We start from the raw sequence: 19,902 nt of genomic DNA, 5'->3' as shown, positions 1-19,902 counted from the left end.
CTATTTACCGATACAGAAGCTGCTGAAGATCTTGCCCAGTAACTCATCAGGCGTCAGATGCCCGGTGATCTCGCCCAGGCTATCCTGGGCGGCACGCAGGTCTTCAGCCAGAAGCTCGCCGGCACCGAAACCCTCCAGCTGGCTCTGGCCCTGGATCAGCAGGGCCTGGGCGCGCTCCAGGGCATCAAGATGGCGGCGCCGGGCGAGGAAACCACCTTCTGTGGTGCTGGCAAACCCCATGCATTGTTTGAGATGGTCCCGGAGAATCTCCAGGCCCTCGGCAGACTTTGCTGCCAGACGGATCACCGGCGCGCTCTGATGCTCTTCGGCACTGATACCGACCGTTTCACCAGAGAGGTCCACCTTATTCCGTATCACCGTCACCGGGGCGTTGGCCGGTAGCTGGTCGATGAAATCCGGCCAGATTTCATGGGGACTGGTTTTATCGGTGGTAGTCGCATCCACCATCAGAAGAATGCGATCGGCCTGACGGATTTCCTCCCATGCCCGGGCAATACCGATCTGTTCCACTTCGTCCGGGCTGTCCCGCAGGCCGGCAGTATCGATAATGTGCAGGGGCATCCCATCGATGTGGATATGCTCCCGCAGGACATCACGGGTTGTGCCCTCAATCGCCGTAACAATGGCCGCTTCGCGACCGGCCAGGGCATTGAGGAGACTCGACTTGCCGGCATTAGGCCTTCCGCCGATCACCACTTTCATGCCGTCACGAAGAATCGTTCCCTGCTGGGCTTCGGCCAGGATTTTCCCGAGCCGCTCCAGGAGGTTTTGAAGGTCACTGGCCACCTTGCCGTCGGCCAGGAAGTCGATTTCCTCCTCGGGAAAATCGATCGCCGCCTCCACGTAGATCCGCAGATGAGTGACCGCCTCCACCAGATCCTCGATCTGCCTGGAGAACACACCCTGCATCGAACGAACCGCGCAGCGGGCCGCCTGTTCCGAACTGCTTTCAATCAGGTCGGCAATCGCTTCGGCCTGGGCCAGGTCCAGTTTGTCGTTCAGAAACGCCCGCTCGGAAAACTCGCCGGGCCGGGCGAGCCTTGCACCCTGGCTGCACACCTCACGGAGCAGAAGATCGAGAATCACCGTACCACCGTGCCCCTGAAGCTCGAACACATCTTCGCCGGTGAACGAGTGGGGGTTGGGGAAAAACAGGCCGATGCCCTCGTCTATTAACTCGCCATGGCTGTCATGGAAGGGGCCGTAATGGGCATATCGCGGTTTCGGCTCAAACCCCAGCATCTTTTTTGCAATGGCGAGGGCCTTGGGCCCAGAGATACGAACAATGCCAACTCCGGCCTGTCCCGGTGCGGTGGCGATGGCTGCGATGGTGTCAGAACTCTGGCTCATGCTTTTTCCACAGGCTGAAAACAACAAAGGCTCCATACAGGAGCCTTTGCCGGGTCGGTTCGGGCACCGGTCAGTGCTTCTTGCCGGCCATTTCTGCTTCGATCTTGCGGGTAATGTACCACTGCTGGGCAATGGACAGAATATTGTTCACCAGCCAGTACAGAACCAGACCTGCCGGGAACCACAGGAAGAAGACCGTAAAGATCAACGGCATCATCTTCATGATCTTGGCCTGCATCGGATCCGGAGGCGTCGGGTTCAGACTCATCTGCAGGAACATGCTGGCACCCATCAGTATCGGCAGGATGAAGTACGGGTCCATGACCGACAGATCCTGAATCCACAGCATGAATGGCGCGTGACGAAGCTGAACACTCTCGAACAGAACCCAGTACAGGGAGATGAACACCGGCATCTGTACCAGTATGGGCAGACAGCCACCCAGCGGATTGATCTTCTCCCGCTTGTACAACGCCATCATTTCCTGGGACATGCGCTGCCGGTCGTCTCCGTACAGTTCTTTCAGCCGGGTCAGCTGAGGCGCAACGGCCCGCATCTTGGCCATAGACTTGTAGCTGGTAGCGGACAGATGGAAAAACACCGCCTTGACCAGAACCGTCAGCAGGATGATGGACACGCCCCAGTTGCCAACCAGGCTATGGAACCAGTCCAGAATGATGAACAGCGGCAGCGAAATGAAGAACAACCAGCCGAAATCAACGGTACGGTCGAGGTTCGGAGCCATGCCTTCAAGGCGTTCAATGATCTTCGGCCCAACGTAGGCCCGGGCACCGATCTCTGCGGTTTCGCCCGGCGCCACACTGGTAGCCGGATAAACAAAGCCCATTACATAGTTCGGGCCACGGCGCGTGGTCTGGTACTGGGCGGGAATATCGCGCTCCGGTACCCATGCCGACAGGAAGTAGTGCTGCAGGAAGGCCAGCCAGCCGTTGGTAACCGACTGATTGATCTGGTTTTCCTGGAGGTCTCCGAAATCAAACTTCTCGTAGGGATCTTCCGGGGAGCTGATGACCAGACCCAGGAAGGCCTGGATACCCATGCTGGTCTGGGAGGTCGGGTCCGGGGACTGATCCCGGACGATCTTGCCGGTGAAATTGGCCTGCCATTCTTCACTCGACTGGTTTTCAACCAGATATTTGACGCCAATTTCGTAGCTGTTGCGTTCAAATTCATAACGCTTGGTGATCTGGACGCCATTATCAGAGGTGTAAGTCAGATCTACCTGAAGCTGGTTGTCGCCTTCCGCCAGTTCATAGCTTGCAGCGTCAGCACTGTAGACCGGAGCCGAACCGTTTTTGCGACTATCCGGGCCATCACGACCAATCAGCCCACTTTCGAGAACGTACAGGCGATTCTGCGTGTTGTTCAGGAGCGTCAACGGCTTTTCGCTGTTCAGGGTATCGTCGTAATCAAGCAGCCGTGCTTTTACCAGGTTACCGCTGACCCGATCGATCTGCAGATCGTAGACATCGGTGCGAACTGTGATGAATTGATCGCTGACCGCGGTGGTGGTTTCGGTTGAGCTGATGACAGCCTGACCAGTCTCCGGAGTGGTGAACTCGCCATCACCATCAACCTGAGCGGAGCTGTCCTCCGGAAGCACCATATTGTCGGAATTGCCCATGTTGCCAGCGGTTTGCGAAGGCTGGGATTCAGCGACCTGAGCCGTCTCGGGCGGCTGATGGTAGTCCTCATTCCAGGCAAGCACCATCAGATAACTGACAATAGCCAGGCCGGCAAATAATACGATGCGTTGAATATCCATAGAGTTACTGTCTGGTCTGGGTTGTTGTATGGGAGTGATCAGCGTGTACGCAGGCTGTTGCGGTTTCCGGAGCCCGGGGTTCTGCCGTTCCCGGTACAGGATCATAACCGCCTTCCGCCCAGGGATGACACCTTAACAGACGCCGGATTGCGAGAAATAATCCTTTAAGCGCGCCATGGTGGTTAATGGCTTCAACGGCGTATTGTGAGCAGGTGGGGTAGTGGCGGCAGTGACTGGCCATCAGCGGGCTGATTGCATACTGGTAGAAGCGGATGGGCAGAAGCAGAAGCTTGCGCATTAACCCGTTCCTCGATTGGCAGATTCCGATGGTGCTGCCCGGGATGGCTGAGATTGAGCGTACTTTTTCCTGAGACGTCGCCAGAGGTCATCCATGGATGCCCGAACCGAGTGGTTGTCCAGGGAAACCAGCCCCTGGCGTCCCAGAACCACGAGATCCAGGCCGGGCAGGTCCGTCTGGTGACGGAAACTTTCCCTGACCTGGCGCTTTACCCGGTTTCTCTGAACTGCAAGCTTCAGGTTTTTCTTCGAGAAGATCAAACCGATCCTGGCGTGACCGAGATTATTCGGTGTCGCCAGGATCAGAAAATTCCGGTGTGGAACTTTCAGCTGCACGTCGTTGAAGACTTTGCCGTAATCAGCAGGTCGCAAGAGACGATGTGATTTCGGGAAACTCAAAGCCTTCATGAGGCAATCAGAGCTTACGCGGACAGACGTGCGCGGCCCTTGGCACGACGACGGGAAATAACCTTGCGGCCGTTGGCAGTGGCCATACGGGCACGGAAACCGTGAACGCGCTTACGCTTCAGGACGCTTGGTTGAAACGTTCTTTTCATGGTGATGATCTCACAATTCGTAAGTTGGAAATTCAGTAACTGGCTGGAAAATGAACAGCCAAAACAGGAGCGGCATTCTATGCAAATACCGGTGGGAATTCAATGCTTATTGCTAGGGGGTTATGCGCATGCCCGAAATTCGGAATCAGGCAGGTCAGCTAATAAATTCAGTAAGTCTCTTTAGAATTCTTTTAAGGATTAATTATTACTGTTATTAGTACCGCAGGTTTCTGTGGATAAGCGAAGAAAATAACAGAAAAACAGTTCGTTGGGCGGTTTATAAGGGTATTGATAAGGCGCCCTGAGATCTGTGGACGATGGCAGGGTGAAATGTGGGTAAGTCGTTTTCGAAGCGAGGTTGAAAGTTATCCCCGGTTGCATCCCGTGGTTCCTAACAGGGTTAAACCCGGGCTGTACACACAGGGCTGTGGGTAACTTTCATTGTAGGAATTTTCTGTACACAAGGTTGTAGGTAAGTTCGTAAAAAATTGAAATACAAAGAAATAAATTTCCACAGGCTGTTCATGAACTGGCTTTAGCCCTTTCACTGGAGGGCCGGTCGGGTTAGAATTCGGGGTCATCTCACAGGACAGGAAGTCCCTTGTCCGTTCAGAGACATTTCAGGGTTATCGGGAGCAGGCTGTCGTGCCAAACAGTATGTGGCATCAATGTCTTGAAGTACTCCGGGACGAGTTTCCCGCACAACAGTTCAATACCTGGCTCAGGCCCCTGCAGTCCGATCACCGGGAGGGGCAGCTGATGCTGTTCGCCCCAAACCGTTTTGTCATGGATTGGGTAAACGAAAAGTACCTGCGACGTATCGAAGAGGTGCTCAAGGATCTGAACGGTGGGCAGGCGCCCCGGGTCAATATGAAAGTGGGTTCCGCACCCCGTGAAGGCGAACCGGTCAAACGGTCGGAAGCACCTGCCCGCGTCAACGGTCAGGTTCAGGAAGAGGCCGGCAGCCGGGTAACCGAAGAAGAAAAAGGCGTGGCCGCCACCGTTGCATCCACACCATCCGTGCGCCCGAAGAGTGACACCCAGCGGCGTCCGGTTCAGGTTGAAGGTGACATCAAACACCAGAGCTTCCTCAACGAGGGGTTCACCTTCGAAACCTTTGTGGAAGGCAAATCCAACCAGCTCGCCCGTGCCGCATCCATGCAGGTGGCCGAGAACCCGGGTGGCGCCTACAACCCTCTGTTTTTGTACGGCGGGGTTGGTCTTGGTAAAACACACCTGATGCATGCGATCGGCAACGAAATTGTCCGTCGTAACCCCAAGGCGAAGGTGGCCTATCTCCGTTCGGAGCGTTTTGTTGCCGATATGGTGAAGGCATTGCAGCTTAACGCCATCAACGAGTTCAAGCGCTATTACCGTTCAGTGGACGCGCTGTTGATTGATGATATCCAGTTCTTCGCCCGCAAGGAGCGTTCCCAGGAAGAGTTTTTCCATACCTTTAATGCGTTGTTGGAAGGCGGGCAGCAGGTAATCGTTACCTGCGATCGGTTTCCGAAAGAAATTGTGGATATGGAAGAGCGACTCAAATCGCGGTTTGGCTGGGGCCTGACGGTGATGGTAGAGCCGCCGGAACTGGAAACGCGGGTTGCCATTCTGATGAAAAAGGCCGATCAGGCCAATGTTAAGCTTAGCAGCGAAGCGGCCTTTTTTATTGCCCAGAAGATTCGTTCAAACGTTCGGGAGCTCGAAGGCGCGCTTCGTCTGGTGATAGCGAATGCTCACTTCACCGGCTCTGAAATCACTCCGCCGTTTATCCGGGAGAGCCTGAAAGACCTGTTGGCGCTGCACGAGAAACAGGTGAGCATCGACAACATTCAGCGCACGGTGGCGGAATATTACAAGATCAAGGTGGCCGATCTGCTATCCAAGCGCCGGACTCGAACGGTGACCCGGCCAAGGCAGGTCGCCATGGCGTTGTCGAAGGAGCTGACCAATCACAGCTTGCCGGAGATTGGTGATGCCTTTGGCGGGCGTGACCACACCACCGTATTGCATGCGTGCAAGAAAATCGTGGAGTTGCAGGAGACTGATCCGGGCATCCGCGAGGATTATCAGAATTTTATGAGACTGCTGACCACCTGATGCCGGGCGTTGGCGAACAACATTCACCCTTCCAACATAAAGAAAGCTGAGTGCCATGAAACTGACGATCAGCCGTGAATCCCTGCTTACCCCGCTGCAAAGCATTGCTGGCGTGGTGGAAAAGAAACAGACCATGCCCGTGCTCTCCAACGTCTTGCTGGTGGCCGAGGACAATACCCTGACCCTGACCGGTACCAATATGGAAGTGGAACTGGTGGCGCGGGTAACACCGGTGCATGTAGATCAGCCCGGCCGGATTACCGTCCCGGCCCGCAAGCTGTCGGATATCTCCCGGGCCCTGGGTGACGAGGCGCCGATGGAGTTGTCGCTTGAAGGCGATCGGTTGCACCTGCGGTGTGGCGCCAGCCACTTTACCCTGTCGACCCTGCCGGCGGAGCACTTTCCGAACGTGGAAGACGAAGATGAGAGCTTCCGTCTGGAATTGCCCCAGAAAGAACTCGGCCGGATGCTCGATGCCACGGCGTTCGCCATGGCTCAGCAGGACGTGCGCTATTACCTGAACGGACTGTTGCTGGAAGTGGACAAGGACCATGTGCGGACGGTAGCTACCGACGGCCATCGATTGGCCATGGCACATCTGGAACTGGCCACCAATTGCCCGGAGCTGCGTCAGGTTATTGTTCCGCGCAAAGGGGTACTGGAACTGGCCCGGTTGCTCGATGATGTGGAAACACCGGTGACCCTGGTTATTGGCGATAACCACCTGCGAGCGACGGTGGGGTCTTATACCTTCACCTCGAAACTGATTGAAGGCAAATTCCCCGACTACAATCGCGTGATTCCGCGCGGGGGCGACAAGATCGTCCTGGCGGACCGCGCCACCTTGAAGAACACCCTGCAACGGGCGGGCATCCTGTCCCACGAGAACATCCGCGGCGTGCGCCTGAACCTGGCATCCAATGAACTCCAGGTATTTGCCAACAACCCGGATCAGGAACAGGCCGAAGACGCGCTGCCGGTGGACTATCAGGGCGAATCCCTGCAAATCGGTTTTAATGTAGGCTATCTGGTGGATGTCATGAACGCGCTGGATGAGGACCAGGTAAAAATAACCCTGTCGAATCCGAACAGCAGTGCGTTGATAGAGGCGCAAAACGATAACCGTTGCCTCTATGTTGTCATGCCCATGAGGCTGTAGGAGGAGATGAGATTGATGAGTACCGTAACGAATGGAATCAAAGGCGCCTTCAGGATTGGCCAGACTGTGTCGGTACTCGGGCGCACCGGGATCAACTGGCTTCGGGGGGATCGCCCTCCAACGCCGCGCTTGCTGAGGCAGACGTTTGAATCCCTCGGTGCAACCTACATCAAACTGGGACAGTTCATTGCCAGCTCCCCGACGTTTTTCCCTAAGGAGTATGTCGAGGAGTTCCAGCACTGCCTGGACAGAACACCCAACCTGCCCTTTGGTGTGATCAAGAGAATTATCCGGGAAGAGCTTGGTCGGCCCCTGGAGGAAGTCTATTCGGAAATCGATCCGGTGGCCCTGGCGTCGGCATCGATTGCCCAGGTTCACGCCGCGCGTCTGGTCTCCGGTGAAGAAGTGGTGATCAAGGTTCAGAAGCCGGGTGTGGAAAACATTCTCTTAACCGATCTTAACTTCCTGTACCTGTCTGCCCGTATTCTGGAAATTCTGGCGCCAAAACTGTCCTGGACCTCCATGTCCGGTATCGTCGAGGAAATCCAGCGGACCATGATGGAAGAGTGCGATTTCATCAAGGAAGCGAGCAACCTGAAGGTGTTCCGGGAGTTTCTGCACGATACCCATAATGAAGATGCGGCAGTACCGAGGGTGTTCGAACACTGCAGCACCCGGCGGATCCTGACCATGGAGCGGTTCCACGGTGTGTCCCTGACCGATCTGGAAAGTATCCGCGGTTACGCCCGTGATCCGGAGCGTACCCTGATCACCGCCATGAACACCTGGTTTTCCAGTTTGACCCAATGTGAGTTTTTCCACGCGGATGTGCACGCCGGCAACCTGATGGTTCTCAAGGACGGTCGGGTTGGTTTTATTGACTTCGGAATTGTTGGTCGTATCAAGCCGGATACCTGGCAGGCGGTGAGCGATTTTATTTCAGCCGTTATGGTTGGGAATTTCGAGGGAATGGCCGACGCGATGATCCGCATCGGTATTACCCGCCAGACGGTTCGGGTAGATGATCTGGCCAGCGATTTGAGACGGCTCTACCAGCAGATGGACCGAATGGTGCCCGACGAGGTTCCCTATGAGGCGGAGCAGGCAGAAGACGATGTTAATCATATCCTGATGGATATGGTTAAGATCGGCGAAAGCCATGGCCTGCATTTTCCAAGGGAATTCGCTTTGCTACTGAAACAGTTCCTGTATTTCGATCGCTATGTTCACATCCTTGCACCAGAAATGGATGTGTTCATGGACGAACGGTTGAACATGCTCCACTGAGGCTGTCGCCTTGAGCGATTGGCTTTTGTACACTAGGGCAGCGTTACCGACGGGAAGGTAACGCTGCCTTTTTCGTTAAAGGGTTTTGTGTTGTTTCCTGCCCTCGTCCCCTTCGAGTCTGCTTTTCTATGGCGCTTGTAAAATTCCAGACTGAGAACTTCCGTAACCTGTCGTCGGCGCCGGTCAGCTTTTCATCGTCGTTTAATCTGCTTTACGGAGAAAATGGAAGCGGCAAAACAAGCGTGCTGGAAGCCATCGGTTATCTGGGATTGGGCCGTTCGTTTCGGGTGAACAGACACCAGGCAGTGGTTAGTCATGGCGAACAACGGCTGACAGTGTTTGGTGGTCTCGATCATGGGTTGGACTCACGCAGGCATGGCAGCGAGACCGATCTGGTGCATCGCCTGGGAATATCCCGGGATGTGGGTCAGAAGGAAACGATGTTACGGGTGGATGGTGAGGCGGTCAGGAGTCTTTCTGCCCTTGCCAAGCATCTGCCGGTATCTGTGATCGATCCTGGTGTTTTTGATGTGGTGGCAGGTGGACCCGGCAAGCGGCGTCAGTTTCTGGACTGGTTAGTGTTCCACGTGGAACCTTCCTTTGGATCTCTCTGGCAACAATGCCAGAGAGTGACATCACAGCGGAATCAAACGCTAAGAAATGGTAGACTAGACGAAGCTTTGTTGCGTGTCTGGGATCATCAGTACGCTACCCTGAGTGAGCGCATTACTGAGGCCCGTGCCGGCACCTTTGGCCGGTTCAAGTTGGCTTTTGAAAAGCTGGTTCGGGAAGTAGAGGTACCCTGGACCGAAGGTCTGAAGCTCGAGTATTACCCGGGCTGGGATGTCAGTCGGCCGCTGGCAGAATTACTGGTAGACCATCGGGATCAGGAGCGAAAAGTCGGGCACACATTGTATGGTCCGAATCGCGCAGACATCCGGTTGAAGTTTCAGGGCAGGCCTGTTGCCGAAACGTTCTCCCGGGGCCAGCAGAAAACCCTGGTGATTTTGATGAAGATTGCCCAAGGCATGGTGTTGAGTGCCATGGGCAAACAGGTGACCTTTTTGCTCGACGATATTAACGCCGAGTTGGATGAGGGCCATCGCGCCATGCTGGCTATCAGGTTACAGGCATTACGTTGTCAGGTGTTTATCACGTCGATTGAGCGTCCTATGGTGGATCAGCTCTGGCCCGAGGGTAATGCACCGGATTACAGATTGTTCCACGTGGAACATGGCAAATTGACGGAAGAATAAGACCGGTGCGAAGAGCAAAGAATGCTCCGGCCTATCACGCTTCAGGAGTTTCCGAATGAGTGAATCGAACTATAATTCCTCCAGTATCAAAGTCTTGAAAGGGCTGGATGCGGTGCGAAAGCGGCCAGGCATGTACATCGGGGATACCGATGATGGCACTGGCCTGCACCACATGGTCTTTGAATTGGTGGATAACTCCATCGACGAAGCGCTTGCGGGCTACTGCTCAGAGATTGGTGTGATTATCCACCCGGACGAATCGGTAACCGTGAAGGACAACGGCCGTGGCATTCCGGTGGACCTCCACGAAGAGGAAGGCGTTTCTGCTGCGGAAGTTATCATGACCGTGCTGCACGCCGGCGGTAAGTTCGACGATAACTCCTACAAGGTGTCCGGCGGTCTTCACGGCGTGGGCGTCTCGGTGGTGAACGCATTGTCCTCTACCCTCACCCTGACCATTCGTAGAGACAACAAGGTTTACGAGCAGACCTACACCCACGGTGTTCCCAATGCACCTCTGGCAGCCGTCGGCGAGACTGACGCATCGGGTACCAAGGTGCATTTCATTCCCTCGCCGGAAACCTTTACCCACATTGAATTCCACTACGACATTCTCGCCAAGCGTCTGCGTGAGCTCGCGTTCCTGAACAGTGGCGTGCGCATTCGTCTGACCGACGAGCGTTCTGGCAAGGAAGAAGTCTTCGAGTACGAAGGTGGCCTGCGCGCCTTTGTCGAGCATCTGAATTCCAGCAAGACCCCGATCAACCGCGTTTTCCATTTTAATCGCGAGCGCGAAGACGGTATCGCGGTGGAAGTCTCCATGCAGTGGAACGATGCTTTTCAGGAGAACATCTACTGCTTTACCAACAACATCCCCCAGCGCGATGGCGGCACACACCTGGCCGGCTTCCGGGCGGCCCTGACCCGTTCCCTCAATAACTATATCGAGCAGGAAGGTCTGGGGAAGAAGGCGAAAGTTGCGACCTCCGGTGACGATGCCCGGGAAGGCCTGACTGCCATCATCAGCGTCAAGGTTCCGGACCCGAAGTTCTCCTCACAGACCAAGGACAAGCTGGTCTCCTCCGAGGTGAAGACCGCGGTTGAGCAGGAGCTGTACCAGAGTTTTGCGGAGTACCTGCAGGAGCAGCCGAACGAAGCCAAACTCATCGTCAACAAAATGCTGGAAGCCGCCAGGGCTCGTGAAGCCGCTCGAAAGGCGCGTGACATGACTCGCCGCAAAGGCGCCCTGGATATCGCCGGTCTGCCCGGCAAACTGGCCGACTGCCAGGAGAAGGACCCCGCCCTTTCCGAACTTTACATTGTGGAGGGTGACTCGGCCGGTGGTAGCGCCAAACAGGGCCGTGACCGCAAGACCCAGGCAATCCTTCCGCTGAAAGGTAAGATCCTGAACGTGGAAAAAGCCCGCTTTGACAAGATGCTGTCCTCTGCAGAAGTGGGCACCCTGATCACGGCTCTGGGCTGTGGTATCGGCCGGGAAGAATTCAATCCCGATAAACTGCGTTACCACTCCATTATCATCATGACCGACGCGGACGTGGACGGTTCTCACATCCGGACACTGCTGCTGACCTTCCTGTTCCGTCAGATGCGCGAAATCATCGAGCGTGGCCATGTCTTTATCGCCATGCCGCCGCTTTACAAGGTCAAGCGTGGCAAGCAGGAGCAGTACCTGAAGGACGAGAAGGCCAAGGAAGCTTACCTCACCCAGACCGCTCTGGAAGGTGCCCAGCTCTATGTGAACCCGGAAGCCCCGGCGATCAAGGATTCCGCTCTGGAAACCATGGTCAAGGACTACCAGGCGGTCATGAACATGATTGGGCGACTGTCTCGGGCCTATCCGGCCAAAGTGCTGGAGCAGATGCTGCAGAACGTCACGCTCAAGCCTGAGCATCTGAAGGAAGAAGCTTCCGTGGCTCGCTGGGTTGCGCGTCTCGGCGATGGCCTGGACCTGGATACCCGCACCGGTACCAAATACACCTTCTCGGTCACCAAGGATACCGAGCGGGCGCTGTACCTGCCGAAGGTAACCATCTACGTGCATGGCATTCCCTACGAGCATGTATTCGGCCATGAGTTCTTTGAATCATCCTCGTACGCAGCGATCGCCCGCATGGGTGAAACTCTGGATGGCCTCATTGAAGACGGCGCCTATATCCAACGTGGCGAGCGTAAGCAGCCGGTGCTGTCGTTCGAAGGTGCCCTGGACTGGTTGATGAAAGAGGCCCAGCGCGGTCTGAATATCCAGCGCTATAAGGGTCTTGGCGAGATGAATCCAGAGCAGTTGTGGGAAACCACCATGGATCCGGAGACCCGCCGCATGATGAAAGTGACGATCGAAGACGCCATTGCGGCAGACCAGATCTTCACAACCCTGATGGGCGACGATGTCGAACCGCGTCGTAACTTCATTCAGACCAATGCCCTGGAAGTGACCAACCTGGACGTCTGATCACAACCGTCCAAAAGGCACAAAAAAAGCGGCGAAGGCTTCAAACCTTCGCCGCTTTTTTTGTTTTCGATCCTGTTCGGCAACGACCGACCCCTGGAGGTTTTATTTACCGGTGCTCGATTCCGACGATTCGTTTCGCTCCCTCTCTTTCTCCGCCAGATGCGGTGCCATCACCTCTTCCAGCGTGTACCCGGTCAGCCGGCGAATAGTGCGCCAGAGATAATAAAAGATCAGCATCATCATAATCATGGAAGGAATGGCGATCATGGGATAGCTCACCAGGGTCATCCGACCAAGCTCCTCATTGAACGCCTCGGTACCGGACGGGCTGACCACGATCCATTTAGCAATCACGTAGTTCATGATGGATGAAAACAGGAAGGTGCCCGCAAAGAAGTAACTCGCCTTGAGCAGGCGGGCCTCGAATTCCTCAACCCGATTGTGTTCTTCAAGGGTCTTATGGATCTTATCGACATCCAGAACACTTGGGTTATACAGAAGGGTGCGTACCAGAGGGTACTTGGTTCGTGTGGAAGCCAGTACCGCCAGACCTATAATCGCGGGAATCGCGGCTTCCTTGATGGCTAACCAACCCGCATCCAGCTCAAGCAGGCCAATGCCGCCTGTCAGCCCGACACTGACCAGACCGAGTACCGCAATGAAGTTTTTCTTGCGGTACTTGATCAGTTCGAACAACCCCCAGCCCAGTGGAAACGCCAGGCCGATGACCAGTGCGTTCACGCTGCCCAGATGTTCTTCGCCACTGAACTTCATCAGGATAACGGATGGAATGATAATACTGACCAGCAAGTCGACCCAGGGCCTTGGCTTGTGGTCCGGAACGTTGGCGGAGCTCGGAGACGTCATGTTCTAGCCTGATTGGTGAAACTGGAGCAGGCCGGAAGGCACTGCCGGAGTAGTCTGGGCAGTATACGATGAATACAAGTGTGGACGTAACCGCCGTCACCGCACACAGAAGCGGCGGTCTGGCTGAATAGACGCTTTCCAAACGGGCATAAAAAAGCCGGGCTTATGCCCGGCTTTTCTGTTTCCTCTTGAACGTCAGCGCCGATCAGGCACCCACTTCCTTGAGGCTTTCTTCCACAATCGCCAGTCCTTCTTCCAGCACCTCGTCTTCGATGGTGACCGGCATCAGGAACCGCAAGGTGTTGCCGTACATACCACAGCTCAGGAGAATCAGACCCTTCTCCTTCGCCTTCTTGGTTACCGCCGCTGCCAGTTCCGGCTTCGGCGTACGGCTTTCCTTGCTTTCCACCAGCTCAAACGCAGCCATGGGACCAAGATTGCGCACATTGTCGACGTGGGCAAACTGTTCCTGCCACTGGCTGAAGCGCTGCTTCAGTTTTTCGCCCAGCGCCTGGGACTTGCCGAGGATGTCCTCTTCCTTGAACACGTCGAATACGGCCAGGGCTGCCGCACAGGCGGTCGGGCTGCCCGTGTAGGTGCCGCCCAGAGAGTTCGGGCCGGACGCGTCCATGTACTTGTCGGTACCGACGATGGCGGAAATCGGCATGCCATCAGCCATACTCTTGGCCATGGTCATCAGATCCGGCTCAACGCCACTGTGCTCGATGGCAAACATCTTGCCGGTCCGGCCAAAACCGCTCTGCACTTCGTCTGCGATCATCAGGATATCGTTCTCGTCGCAGATCTTGCGGATTTCCTTGAGGAAGCTGGTCGGAGCCGCGTAGAAGCCGCCCTCACCCAGCACCGGCTCGATAACGATCGCTGCGGTGTTGCGGGCCGGGGAATCGGCTTTCATGGCCATTTTCAGGCCACGCAGTGCTTCATCTTCACTGACGCCGTGGTACGGAACCGGATAAGGCGCGCGATAAACGGTGCCGGGCATGGGGCCGAAATCCGTCTGGTACGGCGCTGCCTTACCGTTCATGGCCATGGTGTAGAAGGTCCGGCCGTGATAACCACCGTCGAAGCAGATGACGTTGGTTTTGCCAGTCGCTGCACGGGCGATCTTCATGGCGTTTTCCAGGGCCTCGGCACCGGAGTTGGCCAGCATTACCTTGGCGTGGCCACGCACAGGAACCACACCGCTGAGCTTCTCCGCCAGTTTCACGTAGCCCTCATAGGGCATAACCGTCTGGCAGGTATGCATCAGCTTGTCCAGCTGTGCCTTGACCGCTTCCACCACCTTCGGGTGGCGATGGCCGATGTTCAGTACGCCGATGCCGCCGGCGAAATCGATCATGCGCTTGCCGTCTGCATCCCACAGCTCTGCATTCGTTGCATGGTCGGCAAACTGTTCGTTGGGACTTGCCGCGCCCGCCGCAACGTAGCGTTCTTTGAGTGCCTGCAATTCTTTATTGCTCACTTTGCCATTCTCCCTGGGTTCAGGTTCGAAAGTTTCACCTACCAGTGTAAGTAGTACGGTCACAGGAAACAAACCGACTATTGTCTCCCTCAGGCGGCATCGTCCCGAAACTGCAGTTTTGCGAGGCGCTGATAGAGGGCGTTATGGCGCATCAACTCCTCGTGACTTCCTACTGCCAGCAGGCGTCCCTGGTCCAATACCGCAATACGGTCAGCGTCCCGGACAGTGGCCAGTCGATGGGCAATCACCAGGGTGGTTCTCCCGGCGGTGAGCGCCGGCATAGCCTGTTGGATCAGGTTTTCACTTTCCGCATCCAGGGCACTGGTAGCTTCATCCAGTAACAGGATCGGGGCATCGGCCAGCAGCGCGCGGGCAATGGCAAGACGCTGCTTCTGGCCACCGGACAGGCCCAGGCCAGCATCCCCGAGTGGCGTCTCGTAGCCCTTTGGCAGGCTCTGGATGAAATCATGGGCATGGGCGATTTTCGCAGCCCGTTCGACATCCTCCTGGTTGGGATCGGGCCGGGCATAGCGGATATTGTCGGCCACGGTGCCATGGAACAGGGCGGGATTCTGAGGCACCAGTGAAAAACACCGGCGCAGGGCATCGAGAGACAGCTCGGCCGTGTCGAGACCGTCGATCAGAATTCGGCCCCCTGTCGGCTGGTAAAAGTGCAGTAACAGATCAAACAGGGTGGATTTGCCGGCTCCGGACGGGCCCACCAGGGCCAGGGTCTCGCCAGCTTTAACTTCAAGCGTAAGATCCGTAAGCGCGGGCTGTTCCAGCCGCCCCGGATAGCTGAAGCTGAGCCGGTCAATCCGGATTGCTCCCTGCACGTGTTCAGGCAGTTTCAGCGTCGACTCTTTGCGCTCAAACGCCGGCTCCGTCTGCAGCAGTTCAAACAGCCGCGCCGCCGACCCCGCAGCCCTTTGCAACTCGCCGATGACCTCGCTGATGGCGCCGGCAGCAACACCCACCAGAAGACTGTAGAAGACAAAGGCTGCCAGCTCACCCGGGCTGATCCGGCCGTGAATAACGTCCAGGCCCCCTATCCAGATAACGATGCCCACAGCGCCCATCACCAGGGAAATGGCCAGTGTGGTCAGCCAGGCGCGCTGACGGATACGCTGGCGGGCGATCTCGAACGCCCGTTCAGACACTTCGGAAAAATATTTGCGGTCGTGGGGCTGATGGTTGAAGGCCTGAACGGTCTTGATCTGCGTGAGGTTCTCGCCCACGTAACTGCCAACATCGGCAACCCGGTCTTGGCTTAAACGGGAAAGAGCCCGCACCCGCCGGCCATAGAACAGAATAGGCGCGATCACTAGGGGAAAGCCCAGCAGAATAATGCTCGCCAGTTTGGCGTTGGTGATGAACAGCAGCAGCAACCCCCCGACCAGCATCAGGGCATTGCGCAGCGCAATGGAAACGGTGGAGCCAATCACCGACTGCAGAACCGTGGTATCGGCGGTGAACCGGGACTGGATTTCCAGGGCCCGGTTCTGCTCGAAAAAGCCCGGATGAAGATCAATCAGGTGGTTAAACACCTTCTTGCGAATATCCGCCACCACCCGCTCGCCGATCCAGGACACGAGATAGAACCGGGCAAACGAGCCAAATGCGAGCCCCAATACCAGGATGAAAAACAGACCGATGGCTCTGGCCAGATTCTCCGGCGACTCGGTGGCTAATCCCTGATCGACAAGAATACGTAAACCCTGCCCTAACCCGAGCGTAATACCGGCCGTAAAAATCAGCGCCACCAGGGCACCTGCGACGGCCCGGCGATAGGGGCTGATAAAGTCGATGACCAGTCTCAGGGCCTTGCGGTGACGAGTGTTAATGATGTGCCTCCTGGATACGGGGTGCTGTAGACTCCGCTAACAATACGGTTTGTACTCCATACAAGACCTATCATACAGCTACGCAAGAGCGTGCGGGTGGAGCAGCTTGCCAGGACCGTCGAAAGCCAGGGATGGCTTTCGCCGAGCGTACAGGGACGTATTTACAGCGTGTCCTGGCAAGCTGCTCCACCCGCGCGCTCGACTACTCCGAAGCGGAAGGAACATGAATTGAGAGCCTACGCCGACAACGATTACCCGGCAGATCATAAACCGGACTGGAAAATCATTTCAGGCCTCTGGCCCTATCTCGCCGAATTCCGCGGCCGGGTAGTCCTGTCCCTGGTTTTGCTGGTGTTGGCCAAGCTGGCGACTGTTGCCACGCCCATTGCCCTGAAATACATCGTCGACTACCTCGACCAGAACCGCGGCGCGGACATGCTGCTTTGGATCCCGGTGATCCTTGTGGTGGCTTACGGCGCGTTGCGCTTTGGCGCCACCCTGTTCAATGAGCTTCGGGATGCGGTATTTGCCCGGGTAGCTGAACGGGCCATGCGCCGGGTGTCCCTGCGAGTGTTCGAGCACCTGCACCAGCGGGAACTGGCCTTCCACCTGGATCGAAAGACCGGTGGCCTGGCGCGGGATATCGAGCGGGGTACCAACGGCATCAGCTTTCTGCTCCGCTTTACCCTGTTCAACATTGTGCCCACCCTGCTGGAGATCCTGATGGTCGCCGGCATTCTTTTCGTGGTGTTCAACGTGGGTTATGTGCTGGCGATCCTGGTGGCCGTGGTGGTGTATGTGGTCTTTTCCATCAAGATCACCGAGTGGCGGACGAAATTCGTGCGCGAAGCCAATGCCCGGGATAACCAGTCGAACTCGCGGGCCATAGACAGCCTGCTGAACTATGAAACCGTCAAATACTTCAACAATGAACGCTATGAGGCGCAGTTATACGACGTTGATCTGGACGACTGGGAACAGGCCCGGCTGAAAAACCGGTTGTCCCTTGCCGCGCTTAACTCCGGTCAGGCACTGATTATTGGTCTGGCGATGATCGTGATCATGGCCATGGCTGTTCGGGAGGTGGCCAGCGGAGAGATCACCCTCGGTGACTTCACCATGATCAATGCCTACCTGCTCCAACTGTTCATTCCCCTGAATGCCCTGGGTTTCGTCTATCGGGAAATCCGGCAGGCCCTGGTGAATGTCGAGCGCCTGTTCAAACTGCTGGGGGATAAACCGGCCATTGAAGATGCCCCGGACGCCACCGAGCTGGTTGTGGATAAAGGCGAAGTCCAGTTTGAACACATCCACTTTGCCTACCGCCCTGACCGTCCGATTCTGAAGGATGTGAATTTTTCCATCCCGGCCGGTCACAAGGTGGCGGTGGTGGGCGCCAGTGGTGCGGGCAAGTCTACCCTCGCCCGCCTGTTGTTCCGCTTTTACGACGTCGATCAGGGCGCCGTACGGATCGACGGCCAGGATATCCGAAATGTGACCCAGGACAGCCTGCGGTCGGCGATCGGTGTGGTGCCCCAGGATACCGTGCTGTTCAACGATACCCTGTACCGGAACCTGGCCTATGGCCGGCCGGAAGCCACCGAGGAAGAGGTCTATCGGGCGGCTCGAATGGCTCACCTGGAAGACTTTATCCACAGCCTGCCGGAGGGTTACGAGACGAAGGTTGGCGAGCGTGGCCTGAAGCTCTCTGGTGGCGAAAAGCAGCGAGTGGCCATTGCCCGGGTGATTCTGAAGAACCCGCCGTTGCTGATCCTGGATGAGGCTACGTCATCCCTGGATTCACTCTCGGAGCAGGCCATCCTTACGGCGCTCAAGGAAGTGAGCCAAAGGCGAACAACACTAGTGATTGCGCACCGGCTGTCCACTGTTATGGATGCGGACAGCATCCTTGTGATGGAGGGTGGAAAAATCGTGGAGAGCGGACACCATCTGGATTTGTTGGCCCGGAGGGGCCATTATGCCCGGCTCTGGTCGCAGCAGCATCAATCCGACAGCAAGGATGGCGAAACCTAGTCGGTGTCCTGTTCCGACGACCGGAACACAACCACTTGATTCCGGCCTTGCGCTTTACCCCGATACATAGCCTGGTCGGCTCGCACAAGAATCTGGCTGGGCTTCTCGTCGGCCCGGTCAGCGATTGCGACGCCGCAGGTGATGGTGCCCCGGAGTTCCTTGAAGCCAACAAATTCCAACTCTTCGACGGATTGTCTTAGGCGTTCAGCCAGTTGTCTGGCACTGCCTTCATCGCTTTGGGGCATGAGCACAGCAAACTCCTCGCCACCGATCCGTCCGAGAGTGTCACCAGACCGTAGTTCACTCTTGATTCGGTGAGCCGTTTCCTTGAGCACCAGGTCGCCGATGTGGTGCCCGTAACGGTCGTTCACTTTCTTGAACCAGTCAAAATCGAGCAGTACTGCTGCATAGCCGGCTCCGTTTCGTTTCATCCTCTCAAATTCCCAAGACAAAACCTCGGTAAAGCGCCTGCGATTGGCTACGCCTGTCAGGTCGTCGATGGTCGAACTTTTCCGGAGCTGCTCTTCCAGTGCTTTTTGAGATGTGATGTCCAGGATGGCACCGTGCCAGACTACTGTGCCGTCCGGTTTGAATTCGGGCTGCGAACGACCCAGAACCCAATTGGTGACACCGTTGTTTACCACCCGATACTCGCAGATCCATTTCTCGCCGCTGCTCCGGGAGAGATTGATGGTCTGCTCTACGTATTTGAGATCTTCCGGGTGGATCGCGTTGAAAACGATCGAACCATCTTCCCGTGCCTGTTCAGGGGTGACACCATAGACCCGTTCAATGCCGGCACTGGCATAGGGAAACGTCATGGTTCCGTCCGGTCTGATCTCGAACTGGAACACCACACCCGGCAAGAGCGACGCCATTTTTTCAAAACGCTGGATCGTTTGCTGTTGCTCAGCCTTGATTTGCTCCAGTCTCTGTTCGTACTGCTTGCTGCTGGAGATCTCTATGTGCGTTCCGGAAATCCACTCGGGCTCGCCTTCAAGTGTCCGACTGACGAGGCGACCATAATCTCTGACCCAGACCCAGTGGCCGTCGCGATGACGCATGCGCGCTTCACACTCGTAATACTCTGAGTCGCCACGGAAATGAGTATTTAACTTCTGCTCGGACAGAGCCAGATCGTCCGGGTGGGCGTGCTTCATCCAGGTTTCAATGGAAATCGGTTGGAGTTCTTCCAATGAGTAGCCAATGATTTCGGCCCAGCGCTCGTTAAAAATGGTTTCCCCGGTCTGAACGTTCCATTCCCAAGTGCCGGCGGCGGTGCCATCAAGGATGGTTTTTAGACGGGAGGCTTCGTCTTGCTGAAGATAAAAAGAATGAGAGGGCATTCCATATACTGCTTGTCAGAGAATTTCCGGCGATCATATAAGAAC

At 56.2% G+C, this 19,902-nt stretch carries 15 protein-coding genes; 6 read left to right on the top strand and 9 right to left on the bottom strand.

Annotation, left to right across the window (positions count from 1 at the left end):
- The 5 genes from mnmE to rpmH all read right to left on the bottom strand — a co-directional run bounded on the left by mnmE (position 1) and on the right by rpmH (position 4,011).
- Positions 1-1,371 (bottom strand): tRNA uridine-5-carboxymethylaminomethyl(34) synthesis GTPase MnmE, encoded by a 1,371-nt coding sequence (mnmE, locus tag BM035_RS05750; RefSeq protein WP_053113395.1) that lies wholly within the window; start codon positions 1,369-1,371, stop codon positions 1-3.
- Between the two features lie 70 nt (positions 1,372-1,441).
- Positions 1,442-3,157 carry a membrane protein insertase YidC gene (yidC, locus tag BM035_RS05745; RefSeq protein ID WP_053113396.1) on the bottom strand — a complete coding sequence of 572 codons (1,716 nt, stop codon included), beginning with the start codon at positions 3,155-3,157 and terminating at the stop codon, positions 1,442-1,444.
- A gap of 4 nt (positions 3,158-3,161) precedes the next feature.
- Complete coding sequence (gene yidD, locus BM035_RS05740) at positions 3,162-3,455, bottom strand: membrane protein insertion efficiency factor YidD (RefSeq protein WP_008172546.1); 294 nt, start codon at positions 3,453-3,455, stop codon at positions 3,162-3,164.
- Positions 3,455-3,862: a ribonuclease P protein component gene (gene rnpA / locus BM035_RS05735; RefSeq protein ID WP_075267623.1), complete on the bottom strand. Its 408-nt coding sequence runs from the start codon at positions 3,860-3,862 to the stop codon at positions 3,455-3,457. Before rnpA ends, yidD begins: the two co-directional genes overlap by 1 nt.
- Positions 3,863-3,876: 14 nt before the next feature.
- A complete protein-coding gene (gene rpmH, locus BM035_RS05730; protein ID WP_008172542.1) occupies positions 3,877-4,011 on the bottom strand; it encodes a 50S ribosomal protein L34 in 135 nt (44 codons plus the stop codon).
- 657 nt (positions 4,012-4,668) lie between these two features.
- Between rpmH and dnaA the strand changes: the two genes are divergently transcribed.
- From dnaA to gyrB, 5 genes are all read left to right on the top strand, one after another.
- Entirely contained in the window at positions 4,669-6,111 is a 1,443-nt protein-coding gene (dnaA, locus tag BM035_RS05725; RefSeq protein WP_014578837.1) for a chromosomal replication initiator protein DnaA, read from the top strand.
- 55 nt (positions 6,112-6,166) lie between these two features.
- Entirely contained in the window at positions 6,167-7,270 is a 1,104-nt protein-coding gene (gene dnaN, locus BM035_RS05720) for a DNA polymerase III subunit beta (protein WP_008172539.1), read from the top strand.
- 15 nt (positions 7,271-7,285) lie between these two features.
- The gene (locus BM035_RS05715) at positions 7,286-8,557 is read left to right on the top strand and encodes an ABC1 kinase family protein (RefSeq protein WP_008172537.1); all 1,272 of its coding nucleotides are present in this window, start codon (positions 7,286-7,288) and stop codon (positions 8,555-8,557) included.
- A gap of 128 nt (positions 8,558-8,685) precedes the next feature.
- Entirely contained in the window at positions 8,686-9,813 is a 1,128-nt protein-coding gene (gene recF / locus BM035_RS05710; protein WP_008172536.1) for a DNA replication/repair protein RecF, read from the top strand.
- Positions 9,814-9,868: 55 nt separating this feature from the next.
- A complete protein-coding gene (gene gyrB / locus BM035_RS05705; RefSeq protein WP_053113400.1) occupies positions 9,869-12,283 on the top strand; it encodes a DNA topoisomerase (ATP-hydrolyzing) subunit B in 2,415 nt (804 codons plus the stop codon).
- A 102-nt stretch (positions 12,284-12,385) separates the two neighbouring features.
- Here gyrB and BM035_RS05700 read toward each other — a convergent pair whose 3' ends face one another.
- The 3 genes from BM035_RS05700 to BM035_RS05690 all read right to left on the bottom strand — a co-directional run bounded on the left by BM035_RS05700 (position 12,386) and on the right by BM035_RS05690 (position 16,453).
- The gene (locus tag BM035_RS05700; protein WP_008176596.1) at positions 12,386-13,150 is read right to left on the bottom strand and encodes a VC0807 family protein; all 765 of its coding nucleotides are present in this window, start codon (positions 13,148-13,150) and stop codon (positions 12,386-12,388) included.
- Between the two features lie 205 nt (positions 13,151-13,355).
- Positions 13,356-14,633: a 4-aminobutyrate--2-oxoglutarate transaminase gene (gene gabT, locus BM035_RS05695; RefSeq protein ID WP_053115502.1), complete on the bottom strand. Its 1,278-nt coding sequence runs from the start codon at positions 14,631-14,633 to the stop codon at positions 13,356-13,358.
- An 89-nt stretch (positions 14,634-14,722) separates the two neighbouring features.
- Positions 14,723-16,453 carry an ABC transporter transmembrane domain-containing protein gene (locus BM035_RS05690; RefSeq protein ID WP_053113401.1) on the bottom strand — a complete coding sequence of 577 codons (1,731 nt, stop codon included), beginning with the start codon at positions 16,451-16,453 and terminating at the stop codon, positions 14,723-14,725.
- 252 nt (positions 16,454-16,705) lie between these two features.
- On the opposite strand from BM035_RS05690, the gene BM035_RS05685 reads away from it, so the two are divergent.
- Positions 16,706-18,511 (top strand): ABCB family ABC transporter ATP-binding protein/permease, encoded by a 1,806-nt coding sequence (locus tag BM035_RS05685; protein ID WP_053113402.1) that lies wholly within the window; start codon positions 16,706-16,708, stop codon positions 18,509-18,511.
- Here BM035_RS05685 and BM035_RS05680 read toward each other — a convergent pair.
- A complete protein-coding gene (locus tag BM035_RS05680; protein ID WP_053113403.1) occupies positions 18,508-19,857 on the bottom strand; it encodes a sensor domain-containing diguanylate cyclase in 1,350 nt (449 codons plus the stop codon). The two genes, BM035_RS05685 and BM035_RS05680, sit on opposite strands and share 4 nt — an antisense overlap.
- Positions 19,858-19,902 lie beyond the last annotated feature (45 nt).

Origin of the sequence: Marinobacter sp. DSM 26671 (assembly GCF_900112835.1) — a bacterium.
GTDB classification, from domain to species: Bacteria; Pseudomonadota; Gammaproteobacteria; order Pseudomonadales; family Oleiphilaceae; genus Marinobacter; species Marinobacter flavimaris.
The sequence above is the reverse complement of the archived record's forward strand: the minus strand, read 5'-3'. Positions and strand labels throughout refer to the sequence as shown.